Genomic DNA, 21,835 nt, shown 5'->3' with positions numbered 1-21,835 from the left:
TCCTAATCAATTTTAAGAACTGCAAGGAAAGCATCTTGTGGCAAGTGTACTTTACCTATTGCCTTCATTCTCTTTTTACCCTCTTTTTGCTTTTCTAGAAGCTTTCTTTTTCTGGTAATGTCACCACCGTAACATTTTGCAGTAACATTTTTACCCATCGATTTAACTGTTTCTCTAGCAATAATCTTATTGCCAATACTTACTTGAACTGCTACCTCAAATAGCTGACGAGGAATTAACTCTTTCATTGTTTTTACTAGCTCACGACCACGAAATTGTGCCTTCTCTCTTGGAACAATGATGCTTAGTGCATCAACCACATCTCCAGCAACACGCACATCAAGTTTTACAAGATCGCCTTCACGATAATCTATCGGTTCATAATCAAAGCTTGCATAACCTTTTGTTGCACTCTTTAGCTTGTCATAAAAATCAACTACTATCTCATTCATAGGAACTGCATATACAAGCATAACACGATCTTCGTTCAGATACTCCATCTTCTCTTGTATACCACGGCGATCTGCCATCATTGTTATTATATTTCCTAAAAACTCTTTTGGAGTGATGATAGTTGCACGAACATAAGGCTCATAAATTTTATCAATTTTTCCAGTATCAGGCATCTCACTAGGGTTTTGTACCTCTACCTCACTACCGTCAGTCAATTTTACTCTGTAAATTACCGTTGGTGCAGTAGCAATTAGATCAAGACCAAACTCTCTCTCAAGCCGCTCTTTGACAACTTCCATATGCAACATTCCCAAAAATCCAACACGAAAACCAAAACCAAGCGCAACAGAGGTTTCAGGCTCATAGCTGATGGAAGCATCATTAAGCTTCAATTTATCAAGGGCATCACGCAGTTCTTCAAATTTATCTGTATCTATTGGGTATAGACCTGCAAAAACAAACGGCTTGGCTTCTTGAAATCCTCCCACAGGCTCTTTTGTAGGGTTTTTGGCATCTGTAATTGTATCGCCAACAGCAACATCACTTACATTTTTTAGCCCAAGTACAACTATTCCAACTTCACCGGTTTTGATCTCTGTTGTCTTTGTTGGCTTAATCGGATGTGGGTATGTAAGATCAAGTACTTGATGTTTTTTGCCTGTACCCATAATGAGTACTTCCTGCCCCTTTTTTATGGAACCATCAAAGACACGTACAAGTGCCAATGCTCCAAGATAGTTGTCAAACCAACTATCATAGATGATCGCTTTAGTAGGTGCATCTTCATCTCCGCTAGGCGGAGGTACACGATCAACTATTGCATCAAGTAATTCTCTAATGCCTACTCCAGTTTTAGCACTAACATAAATAGCACCACTGCAATCAAGACCGATAGTCTGTTCAATCTCTTCTACTACTCTGTCTGGATCTGCGGCAGGAAGATCTATTTTATTAATTACAGGAATAATTTCAAGATCATTTTCCAAGGCAATGTAAACATTGGCAATAGTTTGCGCCTCAACACCCTGTGATGCATCTACAACAAGCAAAGCCCCTTCACTAGAGGCTAGAGACTTGCTAACTTCATAACTAAAATCAACGTGACCTGGAGTATCGATGAGATTTAAGATGTAAGCTTGCCCATCTTTTACATAAGTAAGACGGACACTTTGAGCCTTGATCGTAATACCACGCTCCTGCTCAATGTCCATAGTGTCCATCATCTGTGTGCCAAGCTCACGCTCTGTTACAGCACCGCACTCTTGAATGATGCGATCAGCTAACGTACTCTTACCGTGATCGATATGGGCGATAATAGAGAAGTTGCGTATATTGTTCTGCACAAACACCCTTTTTTATTTTAAATTTTATGAAAAGAGAGAGTTAACACTCTCATTATGATATACACGGCGAATAACTTCTGCAAATACAGGTGCAGCAGGTAAAACAGTGATTTTATCGCACTGCTCTCTTAGAGGTAGAGTATCTGAAACTATAAGCTCATCTAACTCTCCATCTCTAATACGATCGTAAGCAGGGCCGCTTAGTACCGGGTGCGTACAACAAGCTATTACGCTTTTAGCACCATGCTCTTTAAGTGCTGCAGCACCTTTTACTATAGTTCCTGCTGTATCGATCATATCGTCTACCAAAACAACATTTTTACCTGCAACATCACCTATAATATTCATGACTTCTGCTACATTAGCCTTTTCACGGCGTTTGTCAACAATTGCCATATCAACACCAAGGCGACTTGCAAAGTATCTTGCCCGTGCTACACCACCAATATCTGGACTTGCTACAACAAGATTTTCAAGATTTTTAGATTTTATATGGTTGATAAAGAGAATTGCTCCATATAGATTATCTACAGGAATATCAAAAAATCCCTGAATTTGACCCGCATGCAGATCCATTGTAATAACACGGTCAATTCCTGCAGTCTGAATCAGATTGGCAACTAACTTTGCAGTAATAGGCACACGAGGTGCTGCTTTTCTATCTTGTCTGGCATATCCAAAATATGGAACAACAGCATTTATTGACTTAGCAGAGCTTCTTCTAAGTGCATCAGTCATTATTAGAAGTTCCATTAAGTTGTCATTTGAAGGTGCACCTGTTGATTGAATAATAAAAACATCACGACCACGTACACTTTCGCTAATTTGACAACCGATCTCACCATCACTGAAACGGCTGATATTGGCACCGCTAAGAGGTGCATCAAGATATTTGCTAATCTCCATAGCAAACGACTCTGAAGCGGTTCCCGCAAAAATTTTATATCCGCGCATATACAACCTTTGACTTTTTTGTTAACGCGATTATACCCAATGGTCTCTTAACTTTCCATCTATCAAACTACTCTGAACCAATAATCCAACCACCACCAAGAAGTTTTTCTCCTTCATAAAAAACAGCTGCTTGACCTACTGCAACTCCATATACAGGCTCATCAAGATATATTACACAATTTTTTTTCTCATCTACCTCTACTCGACATTTTATTCGTTTTGTTCGATACCTGATCTTTACATCGCAAGAAAAACTTTTACGCTCATCTATCATATTTAGCCGCTCTATCATAATCTTTTTAGCAAGCAGAGTATCTTGTGTAGTAACAACTATTTGATTTGTTTCTGGTTTAATCTCTTTAACATAATGAGGTTCATGTGCACCCTTAACAAAAAAACCTCGTCGTTTGCCAATTGTATAGTGCATATAACCCTTATGATGTCCTATGACATTGCCATTAATATCTAAAACTTCGCCAGGCATATCTACATTCATATGCTCTTTCAATATATCTACATAAGTTGTTTCAACAAAACATATTTCACTTGACTCTTTTTGTGTAGCAAAATTTTTAAGTGCATCAATTTTAGATGCATACGCTTTTACATCCTCTTTCCTCCACTCTCCCAAAGGAAAAATAAGACGAGGAATAATGCTTTTGTCTATATCGAAAAGAAAATAGCTTTGATCTTTATTCTCATCTTTTGCAACTAAAATATATTTGCCATCATGCCTTACATAATGACCCGTTGCAAGATAGTCTGCTCCTACTTTATCGGCATATTCAAGCATTTTTCCAAATTTAATCTGGCGATTACAGTTTGCACAAGGGTTTGGAGTATATCCAGCCCTATAACTTTCTATGAATGGTTTATATACAGCTTCTTCAAAATCTTTTGAAAGATCCAAGATTGATGCTTTGATTCCCAAATAGTTTGCTACATGCTGAACTCTTTTAAAATTCTCTTCATGATAGCCGGGTTTATTATGTAGTTTCATATAAACACCTTCTACATCATACCCAGCATCCAATAATAGTTTAGTTGTAACTGTAGAGTCTACACCGCCACTCATACCTACAAGTACTTTTTTTGCCATACTTTTCCCATTTCAAATGAATTATATAAAAGTGGCACATTATAGCAAATTATTATATTGCCTTCAACCTTTAAGCTTCTCTAGAGTCTCTCTTTTTGAACCTATATGCGTTATTTGAACACCAAAGTTACCATCAACAATTACAACTTCACCATAAGCAACTACTTTATCATCAACTAAAATTTCTAATGGATCATTTGCCAATTGATCAAGTTCAACAACCGATCCTATATCCATTGATAAAACATCTTTTAAAAGCATCTTTTTACTACCAATACGTACTTTTAAAGGCAACTTAACATCTAAAATAAGCCCAATATTTCGCATGTCAATATCATGTACTGTTGCTGAAACAGTACCTTCTTCTGCAGATTCAGATGAAGAACTATTTTCAGACTCATCTTCAACTAGCTTAGATAGTACTTCATCTAACAGTACCATAAAAATACCATTAATGACACCAAGCGAAAATTGATATGCCAATAATGTTTTATAACCTTCAAGAGAGATTTCATCACCCTCATTATAAAATTTTATATCAGTAACTTCAAATGTTAAATCTGGACACTCCTTTTGAGCTTTCATAGCTGTTGCAAGAGAACCAAAAATATTTGAGACAATCTCTTTAACAGCATCAAGATCATCATTATCCATCTCTGCTTTACTTTCACCCTCTCCGCCCAGCATCATATCAGATAGGGCAGTACCTATCATAGGAGGAATGACAACAGCTATTTTTCCTTTCATTTCACCGCTGACATTCACTTCACTAATTGACATAGGGGCGATAATATTAGAGATATCTGTTACAGGTTCTTTGTTTTTCAATGAAACTTCTGGACGTTGACCTGTCAATCCTTCGATGGTCGCAGCAGTCTCAGTAGAAAATAGCTCTATCCAATCAGCCATTGACCACCTCCTCATCTTTACTATCTAAAGTATTTGCTAATTTCGATCTACGTTCTGATTCAATTTTTTGTAAAATCTCTTTAACCTCATCACGCTCATCAATAAGAATTTCTGTTACTTCAACTGATTTTCTAAAACGTTTTAGACCAATTTTACCTATAAATCTATCCTTACCATCAGCATTTATAATTGCTTTATCATCAGCCGGTCTATCCAACCTAACTATATCACCCTTCTCCAATGCTAACAACTCCCTCAATGTTAATTCAGCACTACCTAAAAAAGCATTTAAATGAACACGAGCGCCACCCATCAAAGCTTTAAGCTCTTTATTTCTACTCTTTTTGGCACTGGTTTCACTAAGCAAAAAGTCACGGCTGGCTAACTTGTTTAAAATAGACTCTAATGTAATAACAGGATAACATATATTCATCATACCACTTGAGTGTCCTATTACAAGCTCCATAACAACCATTACAACAATCTCATTTTGAGCAACAATTTGCACTACGTTAGGACTTGATTCTTTAGATTCTACATTTGGATACATATCTACAACCGGAGCCCAAACCTCTTTTAGCGTTCCCATAATAATGCGTAAGATTGTATCCATTAAGTTCAACTCTATATCTGTAAACTCTCTTGATGCTTCATATGGCTCACCTTTACCGCCAAGCAATCTGTCAACCATAGGAAATGCAATAGATGGGTTAATTTCCAAAATACCGCTTCCATCCAATGGCTTCATAGAAAATACGTTAAAACTTGTAGGGCTTGGCAAACTCATCAAAAATTCACCATATGTCATCTGATCAACAGAGTGAAGCTGGATTTCTACAATAGAACGCATTACTGAAGAGATTTGAGAAGCCAGTGATCTAGCCATTTTATCGTGAATTCCACGAAAGGCACGCAACTGCTCTTTTGATACTCTATTTGGTCTTTTAAAGTCATATAAAGTAATCTGTCTCTGGTCAAAAACTTCGGCATCACCTTCCAATACCTCAGGAGTACCTTCATCTTCAACCGCTTCGAGTAATGCATCAATCTCTTCTTGACTCAGTATATCTGCCATTACCCTATCCTATACTCTGTTTAATTTTTGAAACCACACGCTTGTGTACCTGTGAAATTCTTGATGGTGTAATATCTAAAACTTCAGATATCTCTTTATATGTTAACTCCTCAAAATAGTAAAGTTGCATAATTAATTGATCTCTTTTTGGCATAGTAGCAAGTACATCCATAATCTTCTCTATCAACTCCTCCTGCTCTACTAAAGCAAAAGTATCTCTCTCTTGACTCTCAAGCTGATCATGCAATGGCAGTACATTATAAATTGCTGCTGCTCTGCGAGCCTCTTTTATCTTTTCAATATCTTCACCCAAAACTTCTGCAATATAATTGTTTTCAGGCTCAACACCATTTTCATCTAAATACTGCTCAACAATTTCATCTATCTGTTTAATAAGTTTTCTATTGGCACGACTAACAATATCAAGTGAACGAAGATAGTCAAGCATTGCACCATAAACTCTGGTTTTGGCATATCCCCAAAATGAATCATTTTGCTCTTTATCATAACGTCTAGCAAGTTTTATTAACTCTTCTGCACCTATACTGACTAAGTCATCAAACTCTACTGATTGAGGCAAACGCTCTTTCAATCTAAATACCATTGCTTTAACAGCTGGAAGATACTGAACAGCAAGTTCATCTTGATAATAGCGTAACTCTGTATCGTATCCACGCTTTACCATTATTGACTCTTTCCACTATTTGTTACAGGTTCTTCTATCTTCTTAATAAAGTCATAATTGGCATCTACTTCAACTTCACGTTTCTGGATTTGGTCAAAGAAATAATCCAGTTTTTTCTCATATGTATCTTTTTCAAAATGTACTTTGCTGAATTCAGTAAAGCGCAAGAACAGTGCAACACTTATATGTGATAACAGATAGAAAAAAAATGTTACCACAAATGTAATAGGGATTATCGACAATATATCATTACTTATAATGATAGCTATAAGAAGCCCTGCGAAAAATCCAAAAACAATACCAAAAGAGAAAAAATTTGTTTCCCGCATATGCCACTCCAACCATAGTTGCGGTACTAAAACTGGTTAAGCAACCTTTTGAAAAATGATCCAATACCGCCTTCTTGATTCTCTACAAGCATTTTCTGTTCCTTTTTTTGTATCAAGCCGGCAGCAATAGAAGATATATCGTTTGATGGGGCGATATTTGACATCTCTTTACAGACCAATACACGCTGTTTTACACTACGTGCTACATAAGGATCGCTACGAACAGATCCTAAAAGTGTTAACTCTAAAGCATTTCCTATATTACCTAATGCAACTTTTTTTATTGTATCAAATATCTTATCACCCTCTTTTGCACTTTTAACTTGATTAACAATCATAAAAATCTTCTCTTTTAACTTACTGATAACTTTAACCATAGCATATGCATCTGTAATAGCAGCTGGATCAGGAACTGTTACAACTATTACATCATCTGCAGCTTGTAAAAACATTTGAATTGTATCTCCAATGCCTGCTCCTGTGTCAATAATTAAAAAGTCTAAACCTTCTAATATTTCTGCTTCATCTATAAAACGGTTAACAATAGTTGCATCTGAAAATTTCAATATTTCATCACCACTTTCACCAGGTATTAAATATAAGTTTGTATCAAGTTTTATGATAATGTCATCAAAACCTGCCTCTCCTTTGAGTACATGCAAAATATTTTTATCTGCACGTACATTGAACATAACATCTAGATTTGCCAACCCAATATCTGCATCAAGCAAGCCAACTTTATACCCTTTCTTTGCAAGAACATAAGCAATATTTGCACTTAATGTACTTTTGCCTACACCGCCTTTTCCGCTTGTAATGGCAATAACTCTTGCTGTATGTTTTCTAGAATGCCGCTCATCTATCAACTCTTCAAGACGACTTGCTTGTGTACTCATTTTTCCCCCTTCTTGACGCAACCGGTAAGCATACATTCAACTAAATAGTCGCTATCGGCACACATAAGATCATCTGGTACTTCCTGTCCAGCAGAAAGATAACTAACAGGCTTTTCAGTTTCATACACTAATGAGAATATATTTCCAAATCCTAATGTTTCATCAAGTTTTGTAAATATCAATGTATCTATACCCAATGGTGAAAAGTTTTGATATATTGTACGCATATCCTCAAGTTTTGTAGGAGCACTTAAGACCAAACTAACATCTATCCCTATCTCTGTATGTGAAATTAAAAATTGCTGCAATTTATCTATCTTCTCTTTATCATATTGACTACTTCCTACTGTGTCTATAAGAATATAGTCCATATGACGAAGTGTTTGTAAAGCGGTAATAAATTCTGGAGGATCTACTACTGCTTCAATACCTATACGCATCATCTTTGCATACTGCATTAACTGTTCTACTGCACCAATTCGGTACGTATCTAATGTTATGATACCTACCTTATACTTTTTATCTTTCAAATAAGCATATCGTGCTGCAAGTTTAGCCAGTGTAGTAGTTTTCCCCACACCTGTTGGACCCACAAACATCATAATCTTTTTTTGAGGAGGTGTCAACTCTTGTTCAAGACGTACTGGTACCATTTTTCGAAGCAATGTCTTAAAATATCTCCTAACAGTTTGAGTAGATGTACGCATCTGCAATGGCATATGCTCAAGAGTAAGACGCATTATTTCATCTAAATGCAAACCATCCATTCCACTTGTTTTTGCTATTCGATAAATTTCTGCAAACTCTGGAGGAATCATACCATTGTTGATTGCAGGTTTTTTCTCCTCCCAAACCATATTTTGAATCAGTTTAACTTTATCAGCCAATTTACCAAGTTCATTTTTTATGGCTTGCAACTCTTCAAGTTCACGTTTACTGTATAAAGATGAGTTTTCTACTGTCTCCTCTTTTATCTCTTGCCTATTTTTAGCCTTTTTATAGGTAGGTTTAGAAACATTTGCAATTTCTGAAATCTGTCTTGCTGCTTCAGAAATATTTACAAGAACCTCCTCAGGGTCATCAACTAATCGTTCACTTCTGCGAGATTTAACTTGTGGTTTAGGTTTAATAGTCTGTTTTGGCTTTTCTGGCTCTGGCTTTTTATCTTCAACAGCAACAACAACTTCATAGATTGCTGGCTGAGTTAATGTCTTTTTCTGAATCTGCTTAGTACTGACAACTAAAGCATCCTCACCACACTCTTTTTGTGCTGCTTTAAGTGCCTGTGCCGGTGTTGGTGCCGTAAAGGTCATCAATTTCATACTTTCAGTCCTTCAAAAATCTCAGAGGAATCATCACAGATTCACGTTCATGAAAATGTGGGTGTGGCACGATCAATCGCTTTGTTCTTAAATTAAGTTTATCGTAAAATATTATATCAAGATCCAATGTACGAGGTGCATTTTTAAAAGTTCGTTTTCTACCAAAACGTTTTTCTACCCAGAGCAGATATTTTAGCAGTTGAAAAGGTGATAAATTTGTCTCTATTTTTATTACAGAGTTGATAAAATCAGGTTGTTCTGTAAACCCAAATGGAGGATTTTTCAAAAGTGGAGCAGTCTGTATGACATTTATGCGCTTACCTTGCTGAAGATAGCGAATAACCCTTTCAAAAAGCAGTACACTCTCTCCAACATTTCCACCTATTCCTATAATGGCATAATGTTTTAATCCAATAGCATTAAAAGTTGCGGGGAATAGATTTGATGTGAAGAGCAAAAGGTTTGGATTATTCGACAACTCCAATCTCATAAAACCTCCACTCTTCCTCTTTGCATTACTACCATATCTTCTATGCGTATTCCAAACTCTCCTGGTACATATATGCCTGGTTCTATAGTAAACACCATACCATCCTCAACAACTGTTTGTGAACGTGCTGAAATGTATGGCATTTCATGTATATCAAGTCCTACACCATGTCCTGTAGAGTGAACAAAATATTCTCCCATTCCGCCACTCTCTATTACTTCACGAGCAAGTCTGTCAATTTGTGCACCAGTCATTCCTGAACGGGCTTTTTCAATAGCCATATCATGAGCTTTTCTTACTAAATCGTAAGCTTTTTGAATTTTTTGTGAAGAGAATTTTTGATCTAACTCAAAACTTATATGATCTTTTATAAATACTGTTCGAGTACGGTCTGAACAGTAACGTTTATATTTAATACCTGCATCTACCAATAATAGATCTTCAGATTTTAGTTTAATATCTGTAGGCAAAGCATGAGGTTTTGCAGCATTTTCATTAATAGCCACAATAGGATCAAAACTTAAGTCATACTCTCCTTTATGACTAAGAGCTGCTTTTGCTTCAAAGTGCAATAACTTCTCGCTGTTTCCTAATCCATAACGGTTTATATAATCTGCAAATTTATCAAATCCTTCACTTCCAAGTTCAACTGCTCGCTTAAGCAGTTCAATCTCTTCACTGCTTTTTACCATGCGTTTTTTATGAGAAAAGTCTGGTTTTGGGAAAAAATATAGATGTGGAAGTCTCTTTTTAAGTGATTCTATAGCCCATACAGTCCACTCTCTAGGATCAAAATAGATTTTACTTACACTGCAACTTCTTAATATATTTCTGGCAGCTTTAAGCAGATCAGATGCCTCTATTACTTCAGCATTCTTTATCTGCTCTTTTGCTTCTAATGTATAACGACTGTCTGTTATGAGCCATTTCTCACTTCCCAAGCATAAAAAGAGTGCATTATCACTACTGTAACCACACTCATAATAGATGGCATTTTCATCCCGGAGAATATAATTCACGACTTATGCCTGTCCAGCCTGTTGTTTTTTTTGTTGCATCTCTTTCATTGCCTTAATCTCATTTAAAATCTGTAACATTGCTACCATTGCCAAATGGTAACTAAAAGGTCCAAAACCACTAATCTGTCCAGCACAGACAGGAGCAATTAGACTCTTTTGTCTAAACTCTTCACGTGCATGAATATTTGAAATATGTACTTCAATTGCAGGGAGAGATACTGCAGCCAGTGCATCTCTTATAGCTATAGATGTATGTGTATATGCAGCAGGGTTGATAATAATTCCGTCAGCATCACCTAAGCACTCTTGAATTTTATCTACAATCTCACCTTCAAGATTACTTTGAAAAAACTCTATTTCAATACCATTTTGACTAGCAAATCCTCTCATTTGCTCATGTATCTGCTCTAGCTTCATAGGTCCGTAAACATTCTGTTCTCGAACACCTAACATATTTAGGTTTGGCCCCTGAATAACCATTATCTTCATTATTTTCCCTTTATTATGAAATTTATGATATATTTTACCTTTATTTGCCATAATCTTGACTAAAAATAGAATAACTAATAAAGTATCAGCTACTTTTGACAAACAAGGAGATTTCTTAGTGAAAATTATAACAGCAGAGTGGTTATTTGACGGCGAAAAATTTCTAAAAAACAAGGCCGTCTTGTTTGAAGAAAAAATATTGGCAGTAGATACCCCTGATACCTTAAAAAAGAGGTATTCTAATGCTGAATTTATAGATATGGGACAAAATTCAACTATTATGCCTGGTTTCATCAACCCTCATGTACACTTGGAATTTGGAGCCAATAAAACTCATTTGTCATATGGAAATTTTATGACTTGGCTAAACAGTGTCATTCAAAAGAGGGATGAATTAATTGAATCATGCAAAGCAGGATGCTATAAAAGAGAGATAGATGAGATGCTTGCAAGCGGCATAACAACATTTGGAGCTGTAAGCAGTTATGGAAAAGAGTTGCGTGCCTGTTTAGCAGCACCTCAACGAGTTATATTTTTTAATGAAGCAATTGGTTCTCAACCTGCTGCTGTAGATGCTCTTTATGCAGATTTTTTACAACGATTAAACCAAAGTCGGGAAGCTGCAAACGATAAATTCATACCTGCTATTGCTATACACTCACCATACTCTGTTCACCCTATTCTTATAAAAAAGATATTGCAAAATATTGAAAATGAGCCTTTAAGCGCTCACTTCATGGAATCACCTGTAGAAAAAGAGTGGCTAGAAAAAGCAGATGGTCCATTTAAAGAGTTCTTTGAAAACTTTTTAAATCAGACTAAACCTCTTACTACTGCCAAAGAGTTTTTAAAACATTTAGATGGATATAAAGCACTTCTTACCCATGCTGTATGGGCAGATAAAGATGAGTTAAACCTGATTGCCGATGCAGGACATACTATCATACACTGCCCTCGTTCAAACAGGCTGCTTGGCTGTGGACGGCTTAGACTAGAAAAGCTTAATAGTACTAAAATCTCTTGGCTTTTAGGAACAGATGGACTTAGTTCTAATACCTCACTTAACCTTTGGGACGAAATGAGATCAGCATTAATGATGCATTATGAAATGGATCTTGAATCTTTGGCACTTGATCTTTTAAAAGTAGTTACATCTAAAGCTGCCAACGCTTTAAATCTTCCAATAGGAGAGATAAAAGAGGGAAACTGGGCAGATATAATTATAGTTACATTACCAGATATACCAGAATCATCTGAACAATTACCTTTACAACTGATTCTTCATACTACAAATGTGAAACAACTCTATATTTCAGGAGAAAAGTATGCTTAATTTTTTCAAAAAACTTTTTAGTCCAATTACTGCTACACTGAGTTTTATTCAAAACTATTTCAAATCTCTTCTTTTTATACTCATCTTAATACTCATATTTGCTCCAAGCCAAGATAAGTCTATTAAAGCACCAAATTTATCTACTGTAAATATTTCAGGTCCAATAATGAGTGCCCAAAAAGTTGTAAAAAAACTTGATAATTTAGCAGATGATAAAAATATAAAAGGGGTTTTACTACTTGTAGACTCTCCAGGTGGTGCAGTTGCCCCATCTGTGGAGATTGCGCTTGCAGTAAAACGGCTTAAAAGTAAAAAACCTGTAGTCGCTTATGCAGCAGGAACAATGGCAAGCGGAAGTTACTACGCTTCAATCTGGTCTGACAAAATCATTGCAAATCCAGCTGCAACAATTGGTTCTATTGGTGTAATAATGGAGGGAGTAAACATTCAAAATTTACTAAAAAAGATAGGAGTTGAACCTCAAGTTGCTAAAGCCGGAAAATATAAAGAGACTGGAACACCATTTAGAGAGTGGACACCACAAGAGCGAAAGGCTATAGAAGAGCATGTTTTAGATATTTACCAAATGTTTGTAAAAGATGTAGCAACAGCACGCAACCTTGATCCAAAAGATTCAGACAAATTTGCTGATGCAAAAATATTTATTGCAAAAAAAGCAAAAGATGTAGGATTGATTGATGAAATTGGCTCAATTAAAGAGGCTAAAGAACTAACAAAAAAACTTAGTGGAGTAAAAGAAGCAAGATGGAAAGAGAAGAGTAAATTTGAACAATATTTAGAAAACTTTGCTGAAAGTTCGGCAAAAGTTTTTGTTAATCAGATTAAAGGATGGGTTATCAATTAATTTAGAATTGACAGGTGAAGCGCCTGCTTCACCTAAAGATTAATATCTGTTAAAATCGCCTCTTGGCTGACGTGGTTCACGAGGGCGTGCTTCATTTACACGAAGATTTCGTCCACTTACCTCTTTGCCATTGAGTGCTTCTATTGCTTCATTCGCTGCATTATCATCTGGCATTTCTACAAAACCAAAACCTTTTGATCGACCAGTTTCTCTATCATTAATAATACGTGCGCTGCTTACTTCGCCAAACTCACTAAAAACTTCTCTAAGTTCACCATCACTCATTCTGTAAGACAGATTTCCAACGTAGATATTCATTCTACTCTCCAAATAAAAAAACTCTTCTGTTTGCAAAGAACTATAAATTCTTTATAAAACAGATAAAACACTATACCATAAACAACATTACAAGTTTGACTTAAACAGATTTTTTTTTAAAAGAGTTATAAATTTTACAAAAGTGTTACTGAATCAACCATCTATTGTTTCAATAGAATCTATAGTTGCCTGAGCAATAAACTTTGTATCTTGAAGGTATACTTGATCCCCACTTTTAAGCCTTTTTAACCCTACAACCTCTCCATTTTTAACAAGCTGAACAAACCCTGGACGAACTTTTAGCTTTGGATCAAGAGATGACAACTGAGAAGTAAGTGAGCTTAATTGACTATTTTTATGTTCCAAAACCCTATTTTGAATATATTTAATCTGCTCTTTTATTGGTAAAAGTGTTTCACTTTTTTGATTTAAAAAGCGAGACATTTGCTGTTTAAGCTGTATTTTAAGCTGATTGATTATTTGCAGTTGCATATCAATTTTTTTGCTTATGGCATTCTGTTCCAGCTGAGTTTGCATACTTTGAAGTTGCTGAAGTTTAAGGTTAAGAATTTGATGCATTCTGCTCTCTATTCGCTGCATCATCTCATCAAGTGCATAAAGAACTTCTATTTTGTCCGGCAATATCTGCTCCATAGCAGCGCTTGGAGTAGGAGCACGCATATCGGCTACAAAATCACTGATCATTGTATCTACTTCATGACCGACAGCAGAAACCACAGGTGTTTTACAAGCATATATGGCACGGGCTACAACCTCTTCATTAAAAGCCCAAAGATCCTCCAAACTTCCGCCACCACGCCCAACAATAATCACATCTGCTTTTAAACTATCTGCATAAGCAATATGGCGTGCAATCTCTTGTGCAGCTTCAGCTCCCTGCACTAATGTATCAATAAGTGTAATTTTAACAAGAGGCCAGCGCTTTGTAGCTACACGAATCATATCTTGAATTGCTGCACCTGTTTTTGATGTAACAATAACAATATGTCGTACTCTTTTTGGAATAGGTTTTTTTCTTTCAGGTGAAAAAAGACCTTCTGCTTGAAGCTGTTTTTTTAGTTGTTCAAAAGCAATAGAAAGAGAGCCTACTCCGTAAGGCTCAGCAGTCTGTACCAACATTTGATAATTACCGCGAGGGACATAAACAGTAATAGCACCGCTAAGTACTACATGCTGACCCGCTTCAAGGCGAAAACGCAGATTCCTGGCATTGGAGCGGAACATAACACACGAAAGAGAACTCTTTTCATCTTTTATAGTAAAGTAGATATGCCCGCTAGTATGGTAAGTAACTTGTGAAATCTCACCCTCTACACGAATCTGAATAAAGGTAGATTCAAGCAATGACTTAATCTGTTCATTAAGCTGAGAGACAGTTACTGTACTATTCATTTTAATAAATCTACTTTTTTGCAATTAAAAGAGTTGAAATTCCCATTGAGAAAGCTTGTGTATATTGCATAGTAAAGCCGGCACTTTCAAGCTCTTGTTGAAGCATCTCAGTTGTTAAAAATCCTTCTATTGAATCTGGAAGATAGCGGTACGCTTCATAATTTCTACTTACTAAACCGCCAATTGTCGGTAAAATTTTGTGCATATAAAAATCTACAATTTTACCCTTAAGTCCGCTTTTATCTCGTTTAGTAAACTCCAATATTACAACCATACCACCCGGTTTTAAAACCCTATAAAACTCATTAATAGCTTCTTGACGATCAACAACGTTACGAATACCGTAACTGATAGATAAAATATCTGCGGTATTCTCTTCAACAGGCATATCTTGAGCTTTGGCAACAATAAATTCAGCGTAATCAACTTTCTCTTTAGCAACTTCAAGCATTCCCTCTGATGGATCAACACCAATAAAACGCTTAAAAGTTACACCTGCTGCTTCGCCACGATCTTTCCACCACTGCAACATGTCACCTGTACCACAGGCTACATCAAGCACTGTCAAATCTTTGTCACGCTCAAGTAATTCAAGTGTTTTATCACAACCTTTTTTTCTCCAGGATTTGTCAATCCCCATACTTAGTACTCGATTTGTCATATCATATGTTGATGCAATCTCATCAAACATTGAGACAATTTTCTCTTGCTTTTGATCTTTATTCATCTTTCACCTTCAACCACAGCATTGCATCACGATCAATCTTTGTCTGATGCAAAAGCTCAAAATTTTTAATGCCATTATAACAGTTTCCCTCTTTAACAAACGGAGTAATAAAAAGAACCATCCAATCTATCTCATTTTGTAATGCCTGAAGTGTCCCAGAACCACCTTCAACCATCACAAGACCACTTTTTGGCAAAGAGGAAACAGAGTTAATGAAATTTACTTTTCTATTAGGTACTTTAAAAAGAGGGATTGTTCTATCTATGCTATCTGGATTGCTAGTTAAAATGGCAATATCAGGTGCTTTACCATTAATTAGACGACTATCAAGTATCGGGCGATCAACTCTTACTGTATTTCCGCCAATTGCTAAAAGATCTATTTTATCTCTTACTTTATGTACCCAGACTCTTGAACTTTCACAGCTAATAATGCCACCGTCAATTACACCATTCATAGATTGAGCCAATTTTAAAAAAATAAATCTTTCTGTTTGCCACTTTAAAAAAGGCTCTATTAGCACTTCACACGCTTCTCTTTCAATGCCTGTAATAACCTCTATACCTTTATGCTTTAAACGCTCAGCACCACCTGCCGCTTTTGGATTTGGATCCATAGCACCAATTACAACCCGTTTAAATCCAAGTTTAGAGATTAAATCAGCACAAGCAGGTGTTTTTCCTGTATGACTGCAAGGTTCAAGAGTAACATAGATAGTTGATTGAAAGAAGAGTGTTCCTGCTCGTTTGGCAAGTTCACTATGGAGTATATGAGCATCATCACATTTAGCAAGCTCACAATCACCGCTTGATTTAACATAAGCATCTCGAATGGCTAAAACTTCAGCATGTGCTTTGCCAGCCTCTTGATGTGCATTAACAGCAAGCAATTCACCATTAGAGCCAACAACAACAGCACCAACTGCAGGATTAGGGTATGTAAGAAGTTGATATTTCCACGCCTCACTAATTGCAAGGCGCATAAAAAAGGAGTGGTTTAAAGCTACCATTCAAAATAGGTACGGGCTTTGCGAACCTCATTTAGAGGAAAATGCTCTTTACCATGAGAAGTTTCAAGAATCACTTCACCATCTTCAAAACCAAGAAGTTTGCCTTTAACCTTATCACCAGAACTCAATTTCAAATAAACCTTTTCACCAACAGATTTTTCAAAATGTTCAGGCTTTTTAAGTGTTCGCTCAACTCCTGGAGAGCTTACTTCAAGATAGTATTGTCCACTGACAGGAGGGTAAACATCAAGCATTGGAGAGAGATCTCTGCTTATGTCAGCACATAGGTCAAGATCTACTCCACCCTCTTTTAAAATATAGACACGATATATTGTATGTCCATCTTCATTAGCTACTTCTGTATCATAAAGTTCTGCGCCATGAGACTCAACAACTTTTTTAACTTCAGTTTCTACACTCATCCGTTTAACTCTTTCTCTATTTTTGCAAACAACTCATCCATACGCTTGACACGATCAAGCTCCTGATCAAATTTAAAGTGAAATTTTGGTGATTTGTACCAACCCTCAGCTTTGAGGCAGTAAGCCTCAAGACCACGAGTTACTTTTTTTAATTTTTTAAGAATAACACGCTGTTCATCTTCATCAATTCCGGTAGGGTCTAAATATACATCTGCATCACTGCGTCCCTTGCTACAGACAACTTCAGTTACAGTTAGTCCTCTTAGCTGTTCATCAGCAAGCCCAGAGAGTGCCTCTGGAATCAGTTCACGCAGAATAGAGTTGGCTCTTTTTCGCTTTATCTCTTCTGGTGTCATAAAGTAGCTTTCTCCTCTTTCTCTTCATAAGCTTCTATTACGTCACCAACCTTAATGTCATTGAAGTTTTCAAGCATCATACCGCACTCATAACCTTTACCAACCTCTTTGACATCATCTTTAAATCTCTTCAATGAGCTTATTTTTGTATCATAAATTACAACACCGTCACGAATAAGTCTTGCTTTTGCATTTCTTCTGATTACACCGTCAGTTACAATACATCCAGCAATAGTTCCAACTTTAGCTACAGTAAATGTCTCTCTTACTTCAGCTTGTCCTATTCCCTCTTCGCTTATTACCGGACTCATCAAGCCGCTTAGAAGTGCTTTTACATCATCAATCAAATCATAAATGATCGAGTATGTTTTTATCTCAACACCTTGCTGTTTTGCTTTCTGTTTGATTGAAGCAGTAGGACGAACATTGAAACCTAAAATGATGGCATTTTCATCTGCATTTGCCAATGAAACATCACTTTCAGTAATTCCGCCTACTCCAGAGTGGATAATGTTTATCTTAACTTCTTCATTCTTAAGTTTTTCAAGACTTCCTTTAATAGCTTCAAGAGATCCTTGAACATCCGCTTTTACAATGACAGGTAGTGACTTGATTTTACCTTCAGCAATGAGGTTTCCAAGCTCATCAAGAGTAACTTTTGTACTCTTGCTTAACTCTTTTTGACGCAGATACTCTGCTCGTTTTTGAGCCAATTCACGCACCTGCTTGTCACTATCCATAGCAACCATTATCTCACCAGCATCAGGAACTTCTCCCAAACCAACAACTACTCCAGGATCACTTGGTCCAAGCTCTTTTACCTGCTTTCCAAGGTCATTTAATATTGTTCTAACACGTCCAAATGTACGTCCGCAAATAACATTGTCACCTACACGTAATGTACCATTTTTAAGAATTACAGTTGCTACTGGTCCACGACCTTTTTCTAGTGAACTCTCAATAACAATTGCTTTGGCACGTCTATTTGGATTTGCTTTAAGTTCCATAATCTCTGCTTGAAGAATAATAGTTTCAAGCAAGTCATCAATCCCCTGCCCTGATTTTGCTGAAACTTCAACAAACTCATACTCTCCACCCCAATCAACTGGCATATATCCAAGCTCTGCAAGCTGTGATTTAACCATATCAGGGTTTGCATCAGGTTTATCTATTTTGTTAATAGCTATGATCATTGGAACATCAGCAGCTTTTGCATGGTTTAATGCTTCTACTGTCTGAGGCTTTACACCATCATCAGCGGCAACAACAATAATTACAATATCCGTAGCTTGTGCACCACGAGCACGCATCTCTGTAAATGCTTCATGTCCAGGTGTATCTATAAATGTTATCTTTTTTCCATCTTTTTCAACTTGATAAGCACCTACATGCTGAGTTATACCACCTGCTTCGCGTTCAGCAACTTTTGATTCACGAATTTTATCTAATAAAGAGGTTTTACCATGGTCAACGTGACCCATTATTGTAATAACAGGAGGTCTCTCTTCTAAATATTCATCTTCAACTGCATCATATATTGATACATAATCTAGCTCATCCAATGGATTAATAGTTTCAACTTCTACACCAAACTCATCTGCAAGAATCTCTATCTCATCTTTTTCTAGGAAGTCATTTTTAGTAACCATCTTACCAAGACCAAAGAGAATCTTGATTACCTCTCCAGTTGTTCTGTTTACTTTTTCAGCAAACTCATATACACGACAGTCTTCAGGAATTTTTACTATAGATGGTGCTGACTCATTTTTTTCAACTTTTTTCTGACGCTTCTTAGGCACTGTTCTGCTCACGCTTCGTTTTCCCTTGTTTTGTGCTCCACGACGACCAACAGGCTGTTTTTGTTTTGGAAGCTCAGGCTTTAATGTCGATGGAGATTTTGGTTCTTCCATAATGCGAAGCTCTTCACTAAAATCTGGTAAAACAATCTCTTCAGTAGTGTAATCTACACTTACTCCGCCAATATCTCTGTCTTCTAAAAGATTAAGCTTAACACCTGTCTCTTTTGAGCTAGGAGCTGGTGTAGCTTTTTTTGCTTTTTTCTTAGCTTTTTTTGCAGCTATTGTTTCATCAACTGCAGCTATTACACGATTCTCTTTACCAATTTCACTCTTTTTGATAACTGGTGCTTCAGTTATAGGTTCTACTTTAGGACGTTTTTTCTTAACTATAAAAATTCCACGTCTTCGTTTTGCAGAGGCTTGTCCTAATGTTTCTCTCTTTTCACTCTTTTCTGAACTAGACTCTGAAGATTTCTCTTTAAGTGTAGATTTTTTATCACCTTTTGGCTTTGAATCTTGACTTCTCTCTTTATTTACACTTTTTGTTTCTGATTTTTTATCAAATTTAGATGAGACTGGTTTGCTTTTTTTAACTTTATCGTTATCTTTTTTTACTCCGGCTTTTGAAGTACTTTCAGAAGTTCTATTTATATTCTCAGTTTTAACAGATTTTTTATCGGTCAAATCTTTTTTTCTCTCTTCCTTTTTGGGCGCCGGAGATTTTTTCGGAGCTGCTGATGCTGGAAGCTCTCCTGTCATTACAAAATTGACAATATTCTGCGCATCTTCCGGAGAGACACCGCTTGAAGCTGTTTTGACATCCAGTCCCAACTCCCTGGCCTTCTCTACAACTTCTTTGCTTTTAATCCCCAGTTCATCCGCTATTTCATGGATTCTTACTTTACCCATTCGCTACCATCTCCTTAATATGTTCGCCCAATTCGATTGTTAGATATGTTTTGTTATTGCACTGCTTTGCAAGCCGTTTGGCAAGCTTTTTATCATTGATACAGCTATGACAGATATAAAAACTCCTGCCATACCCTTGATATGGTTGTATCTGATTGTTTTGACACTGTAGCCGTATAAGCTGAGCCTGCAAGAAGCGGCCGCGGCAATGGATGCACATTCTAACCGGATCGGACATAATCGTGAAATTATACCAAAATTAATCTCTAAACAGAACCCCATCGTTGTCAAAATCGAAAATTGCACAACGAAAAGAGGGAAAACGTGCCTGAAATTTTTCCAAAAGAGGCTTGGCATCCTCTTTATAAACCATATTGAAAAAGGTTGATCCACTACCTGAAAGAGTACTCATTAAAACATTGTTTTCAATCGCAAGCTTTTGCACATCAAACAGTTCTGGTAGATTTTTCATACGAGCTACTTGGTGAAATTTATCACGTGCAGCTATTCTTAACATCTCCCAAGACTCATTAAAAAAACAAGCTGTTAACAATGATGAGTGACTTAAATTATATATGGCATCATCTTTACGATAACTTCTTGGCAAAGTTGTTCGTGAGTGAGCTGTTGAGATTGGTTTATCTGGAATGACCACAACTGCCTTAAGATATCCTGGAATTCTCTTTCTTTGACTGTAAACTTTATTATTTTCAACAACCGAAACATTAAAACCACCCATTACTGCAGGAGTAATATTGTCTGGGTGATGCTCATAATGTAGAGCTAGATTTAAAAGTTTTCTTCTGCTAATGTTGACTCCTGCAGCACTATAAGCAGATGCAATTGCACTGACGATTACTGCTGAAGAGCTTCCTAGCCCACGAGACAATGGTATTTGATTATAAAATCTAAACCTAAAAACTCCTCGTTTTCCTGTCAAATGGGTGTAGTGATCATTGAAAATATTAATAAAAAGATTATTGCCTTTTAGGCGTGGATTATTTGCCCCTTCTCCCTTAATTGATACACTAAAAAATTTGGAGGGCTGAATGTGAACACGATTTCGCAGTGACAAAGAAAGTCCCAAAGAGTCAAATCCTGGACCTAGATTGGCACTGGTTGCAGGTACACTAATGATCACTCACCTCTCCTTAAAAACCGACATATATTACAAAGGTTACCTCTAAAAAACCTAATGTCGTTAAAATTTTAGATGATATTGTATCTTACAGCACCTCTATAATTGCTGAATAATTCAACTATACTGCAGGAAGAACAGCCAAATCCAATGAAATTTTAAATAATTCTTAAATGTATAATTTTGGAAAGGTTTTTGCTTTAGTTGACTCAAAAACGAGGAGTCAACTATGAAACGATACACAAAGGCAAAAACATTGCTTGAATCACTAATGACAATACCAGACTATAGAGTAGATATAGGAAAAGTAGAGTATCCCCTAGCAGAAGTACTATTTATGGTGATATTTGCACTATTAAAAGGGAATACTACATTTAAAGAGATTTTTGGCTGGATGATATACAATAAAGATAATCCGGTGTTAAAAGAGATTTTCGAAAAAGATGAAGTTAAAATGCCTTCAAAATCTACACTGCACAATAT

General features: G+C 36.4%; 24 protein-coding genes. 3 read left to right on the top strand and 21 right to left on the bottom strand.

The window, feature by feature from the left end; genetic code table 11:
• Positions 1–2: 2 nt before the first annotated feature.
• From lepA to aroQ, 12 genes are all read right to left on the bottom strand, one after another.
• Positions 3–1,796 (bottom strand): translation elongation factor 4, encoded by a 1,794-nt coding sequence (lepA, locus tag BM227_RS02150; RefSeq protein WP_092910708.1) that lies wholly within the window; start codon positions 1,794–1,796, stop codon positions 3–5.
• A 24-nt stretch (positions 1,797–1,820) separates the two neighbouring features.
• Complete coding sequence (locus BM227_RS02145; RefSeq protein WP_092910705.1) at positions 1,821–2,750, bottom strand: ribose-phosphate pyrophosphokinase; 930 nt, start codon at positions 2,748–2,750, stop codon at positions 1,821–1,823.
• A gap of 67 nt (positions 2,751–2,817) precedes the next feature.
• Complete coding sequence (gene mnmA, locus BM227_RS02140; protein WP_092910702.1) at positions 2,818–3,849, bottom strand: tRNA 2-thiouridine(34) synthase MnmA; 1,032 nt, start codon at positions 3,847–3,849, stop codon at positions 2,818–2,820.
• A 63-nt stretch (positions 3,850–3,912) separates the two neighbouring features.
• Positions 3,913–4,758: a flagellar motor switch protein FliY gene (gene fliY / locus BM227_RS02135; protein ID WP_092910700.1), complete on the bottom strand. Its 846-nt coding sequence runs from the start codon at positions 4,756–4,758 to the stop codon at positions 3,913–3,915.
• Positions 4,751–5,833, bottom strand: a complete 1,083-nt coding sequence (gene fliM, locus BM227_RS02130) for a flagellar motor switch protein FliM (protein WP_092910696.1) — start codon at positions 5,831–5,833, stop codon at positions 4,751–4,753. The genes fliY and fliM overlap by 8 nt, the downstream gene beginning before the upstream one ends.
• Before the next feature lie 4 nt (positions 5,834–5,837).
• The gene (locus tag BM227_RS02125; protein ID WP_092910693.1) at positions 5,838–6,518 is read right to left on the bottom strand and encodes an RNA polymerase sigma factor FliA; all 681 of its coding nucleotides are present in this window, start codon (positions 6,516–6,518) and stop codon (positions 5,838–5,840) included.
• Positions 6,518–6,847 (bottom strand): hypothetical protein, encoded by a 330-nt coding sequence (locus BM227_RS02120; RefSeq protein WP_092910690.1) that lies wholly within the window; start codon positions 6,845–6,847, stop codon positions 6,518–6,520. The genes BM227_RS02125 and BM227_RS02120 overlap by 1 nt, the downstream gene beginning before the upstream one ends.
• Positions 6,848–6,873: 26 nt before the next feature.
• Entirely contained in the window at positions 6,874–7,743 is an 870-nt protein-coding gene (locus BM227_RS02115) for a MinD/ParA family protein (RefSeq protein WP_092910687.1), read from the bottom strand.
• Positions 7,740–9,065 carry a flagellar biosynthesis GTPase FlhF gene (gene flhF, locus BM227_RS02110; RefSeq protein ID WP_092910684.1) on the bottom strand — a complete coding sequence of 442 codons (1,326 nt, stop codon included), beginning with the start codon at positions 9,063–9,065 and terminating at the stop codon, positions 7,740–7,742. Before flhF ends, BM227_RS02115 begins: the two co-directional genes overlap by 4 nt.
• A 4-nt stretch (positions 9,066–9,069) precedes the next feature.
• On the bottom strand, positions 9,070–9,555 hold the full coding sequence (folK, locus tag BM227_RS02105) for a 2-amino-4-hydroxy-6-hydroxymethyldihydropteridine diphosphokinase (protein ID WP_092910682.1): 486 nt from the start codon (positions 9,553–9,555) through the stop codon (positions 9,070–9,072).
• A complete protein-coding gene (locus BM227_RS02100; RefSeq protein ID WP_092910680.1) occupies positions 9,552–10,574 on the bottom strand; it encodes an aminopeptidase P family protein in 1,023 nt (340 codons plus the stop codon). The genes folK and BM227_RS02100 overlap by 4 nt, the downstream gene beginning before the upstream one ends.
• Before the next feature lie 3 nt (positions 10,575–10,577).
• Positions 10,578–11,063 (bottom strand): type II 3-dehydroquinate dehydratase, encoded by a 486-nt coding sequence (gene aroQ / locus BM227_RS02095; RefSeq protein ID WP_092910679.1) that lies wholly within the window; start codon positions 11,061–11,063, stop codon positions 10,578–10,580.
• Between the two features lie 118 nt (positions 11,064–11,181).
• Here aroQ and mqnF point away from each other — a divergent pair, with 118 nt between their 5' ends.
• Together mqnF and sppA are read left to right on the top strand one after the other, a co-directional pair.
• A complete protein-coding gene (gene mqnF / locus BM227_RS02090) occupies positions 11,182–12,396 on the top strand; it encodes an aminofutalosine deaminase family hydrolase (protein WP_092910677.1) in 1,215 nt (404 codons plus the stop codon).
• Complete coding sequence (gene sppA, locus BM227_RS02085; protein WP_092910676.1) at positions 12,389–13,261, top strand: signal peptide peptidase SppA; 873 nt, start codon at positions 12,389–12,391, stop codon at positions 13,259–13,261. Before mqnF ends, sppA begins: the two co-directional genes overlap by 8 nt.
• 39 nt (positions 13,262–13,300) lie before the next feature.
• On the opposite strand, the gene BM227_RS02080 is transcribed toward sppA, so the two are convergent.
• From BM227_RS02080 to thrB, 9 genes are all read right to left on the bottom strand, one after another.
• Positions 13,301–13,579: an RNA recognition motif domain-containing protein gene (locus BM227_RS02080; RefSeq protein ID WP_092910674.1), complete on the bottom strand. Its 279-nt coding sequence runs from the start codon at positions 13,577–13,579 to the stop codon at positions 13,301–13,303.
• Between the two features lie 153 nt (positions 13,580–13,732).
• A complete protein-coding gene (xseA, locus tag BM227_RS02075) occupies positions 13,733–14,992 on the bottom strand; it encodes an exodeoxyribonuclease VII large subunit (RefSeq protein WP_092910672.1) in 1,260 nt (419 codons plus the stop codon).
• Positions 14,993–15,002: 10 nt separating this feature from the next.
• Complete coding sequence (gene ubiE / locus BM227_RS02070) at positions 15,003–15,719, bottom strand: bifunctional demethylmenaquinone methyltransferase/2-methoxy-6-polyprenyl-1,4-benzoquinol methylase UbiE (protein WP_092910671.1); 717 nt, start codon at positions 15,717–15,719, stop codon at positions 15,003–15,005.
• Positions 15,712–16,701, bottom strand: coding sequence for a bifunctional diaminohydroxyphosphoribosylaminopyrimidine deaminase/5-amino-6-(5-phosphoribosylamino)uracil reductase RibD (gene ribD / locus BM227_RS02065; protein ID WP_245757001.1), 990 nt, complete (start codon positions 16,699–16,701; stop codon positions 15,712–15,714). The genes ubiE and ribD overlap by 8 nt, the downstream gene beginning before the upstream one ends.
• 20 nt (positions 16,702–16,721) lie before the next feature.
• Positions 16,722–17,150 (bottom strand): LSm family protein, encoded by a 429-nt coding sequence (locus tag BM227_RS02060; RefSeq protein ID WP_092910668.1) that lies wholly within the window; start codon positions 17,148–17,150, stop codon positions 16,722–16,724.
• The gene (gene rbfA, locus BM227_RS02055; RefSeq protein ID WP_092910666.1) at positions 17,147–17,506 is read right to left on the bottom strand and encodes a 30S ribosome-binding factor RbfA; all 360 of its coding nucleotides are present in this window, start codon (positions 17,504–17,506) and stop codon (positions 17,147–17,149) included. The genes BM227_RS02060 and rbfA overlap by 4 nt, the downstream gene beginning before the upstream one ends.
• On the bottom strand, positions 17,503–20,214 hold the full coding sequence (gene infB / locus BM227_RS02050) for a translation initiation factor IF-2 (RefSeq protein ID WP_092910664.1): 2,712 nt from the start codon (positions 20,212–20,214) through the stop codon (positions 17,503–17,505). Before infB ends, rbfA begins: the two co-directional genes overlap by 4 nt.
• Positions 20,207–20,434 (bottom strand): DUF448 domain-containing protein, encoded by a 228-nt coding sequence (locus tag BM227_RS02045; protein ID WP_245757000.1) that lies wholly within the window; start codon positions 20,432–20,434, stop codon positions 20,207–20,209. The genes infB and BM227_RS02045 overlap by 8 nt, the downstream gene beginning before the upstream one ends.
• Positions 20,435–20,473: 39 nt before the next feature.
• Positions 20,474–21,355: a homoserine kinase gene (thrB, locus tag BM227_RS02040; RefSeq protein WP_092910661.1), complete on the bottom strand. Its 882-nt coding sequence runs from the start codon at positions 21,353–21,355 to the stop codon at positions 20,474–20,476.
• A 226-nt stretch (positions 21,356–21,581) separates the two neighbouring features.
• Here thrB and BM227_RS02035 point away from each other — a divergent pair.
• Positions 21,582–21,835, top strand: a 254-nt coding sequence (locus BM227_RS02035; RefSeq protein ID WP_143089677.1) for a transposase family protein, incomplete at its 3' end; no start/stop codon positions are given.

It is taken from the genome of Hydrogenimonas thermophila, assembly GCF_900115615.1.
In the GTDB taxonomy this organism is placed as follows: domain Bacteria; phylum Campylobacterota; class Campylobacteria; order Campylobacterales; family Hydrogenimonadaceae; genus Hydrogenimonas; species Hydrogenimonas thermophila.
This window is presented reverse-complemented; position numbering and strand designations above follow the sequence as displayed.

Coding starts and splice junctions, on each gene's coding strand:
- BM227_RS02145 (WP_092910705.1), bottom strand. CDS start 2,750: ATGCGCGGATATAAAATTTTTGCGGGAACCGCTTCAGAGTCGTTTGCT.
- mnmA (WP_092910702.1), bottom strand. CDS start 3,849: ATGGCAAAAAAAGTACTTGTAGGTATGAGTGGCGGTGTAGACTCTACA.
- fliY (WP_092910700.1), bottom strand. CDS start 4,758: ATGGCTGATTGGATAGAGCTATTTTCTACTGAGACTGCTGCGACCATC.
- fliM (WP_092910696.1), bottom strand. CDS start 5,833: ATGGCAGATATACTGAGTCAAGAAGAGATTGATGCATTACTCGAAGCG.
- BM227_RS02125 (WP_092910693.1), bottom strand. CDS start 6,518: ATGGTAAAGCGTGGATACGATACAGAGTTACGCTATTATCAAGATGAA.
- BM227_RS02120 (WP_092910690.1), bottom strand. CDS start 6,847: ATGCGGGAAACAAATTTTTTCTCTTTTGGTATTGTTTTTGGATTTTTC.
- BM227_RS02115 (WP_092910687.1), bottom strand. CDS start 7,743: ATGAGTACACAAGCAAGTCGTCTTGAAGAGTTGATAGATGAGCGGCAT.
- flhF (WP_092910684.1), bottom strand. CDS start 9,065: ATGAAATTGATGACCTTTACGGCACCAACACCGGCACAGGCACTTAAA.
- folK (WP_092910682.1), bottom strand. CDS start 9,555: ATGAGATTGGAGTTGTCGAATAATCCAAACCTTTTGCTCTTCACATCA.
- aroQ (WP_092910679.1), bottom strand. CDS start 11,063: ATGAAGATAATGGTTATTCAGGGGCCAAACCTAAATATGTTAGGTGTT.
- sppA (WP_092910676.1), top strand. CDS start 12,389: ATGCTTAATTTTTTCAAAAAACTTTTTAGTCCAATTACTGCTACACTG.
- BM227_RS02080 (WP_092910674.1), bottom strand. CDS start 13,579: ATGAATATCTACGTTGGAAATCTGTCTTACAGAATGAGTGATGGTGAA.
- xseA (WP_092910672.1), bottom strand. CDS start 14,992: ATGAATAGTACAGTAACTGTCTCTCAGCTTAATGAACAGATTAAGTCA.
- ubiE (WP_092910671.1), bottom strand. CDS start 15,719: ATGAATAAAGATCAAAAGCAAGAGAAAATTGTCTCAATGTTTGATGAG.
- ribD (WP_245757001.1), bottom strand. CDS start 16,701: ATGCGCCTTGCAATTAGTGAGGCGTGGAAATATCAACTTCTTACATAC.
- BM227_RS02060 (WP_092910668.1), bottom strand. CDS start 17,150: ATGAGTGTAGAAACTGAAGTTAAAAAAGTTGTTGAGTCTCATGGCGCA.
- rbfA (WP_092910666.1), bottom strand. CDS start 17,506: ATGACACCAGAAGAGATAAAGCGAAAAAGAGCCAACTCTATTCTGCGT.
- infB (WP_092910664.1), bottom strand. CDS start 20,214: ATGGGTAAAGTAAGAATCCATGAAATAGCGGATGAACTGGGGATTAAA.
- BM227_RS02045 (WP_245757000.1), bottom strand. CDS start 20,434: ATGTGCATCCATTGCCGCGGCCGCTTCTTGCAGGCTCAGCTTATACGG.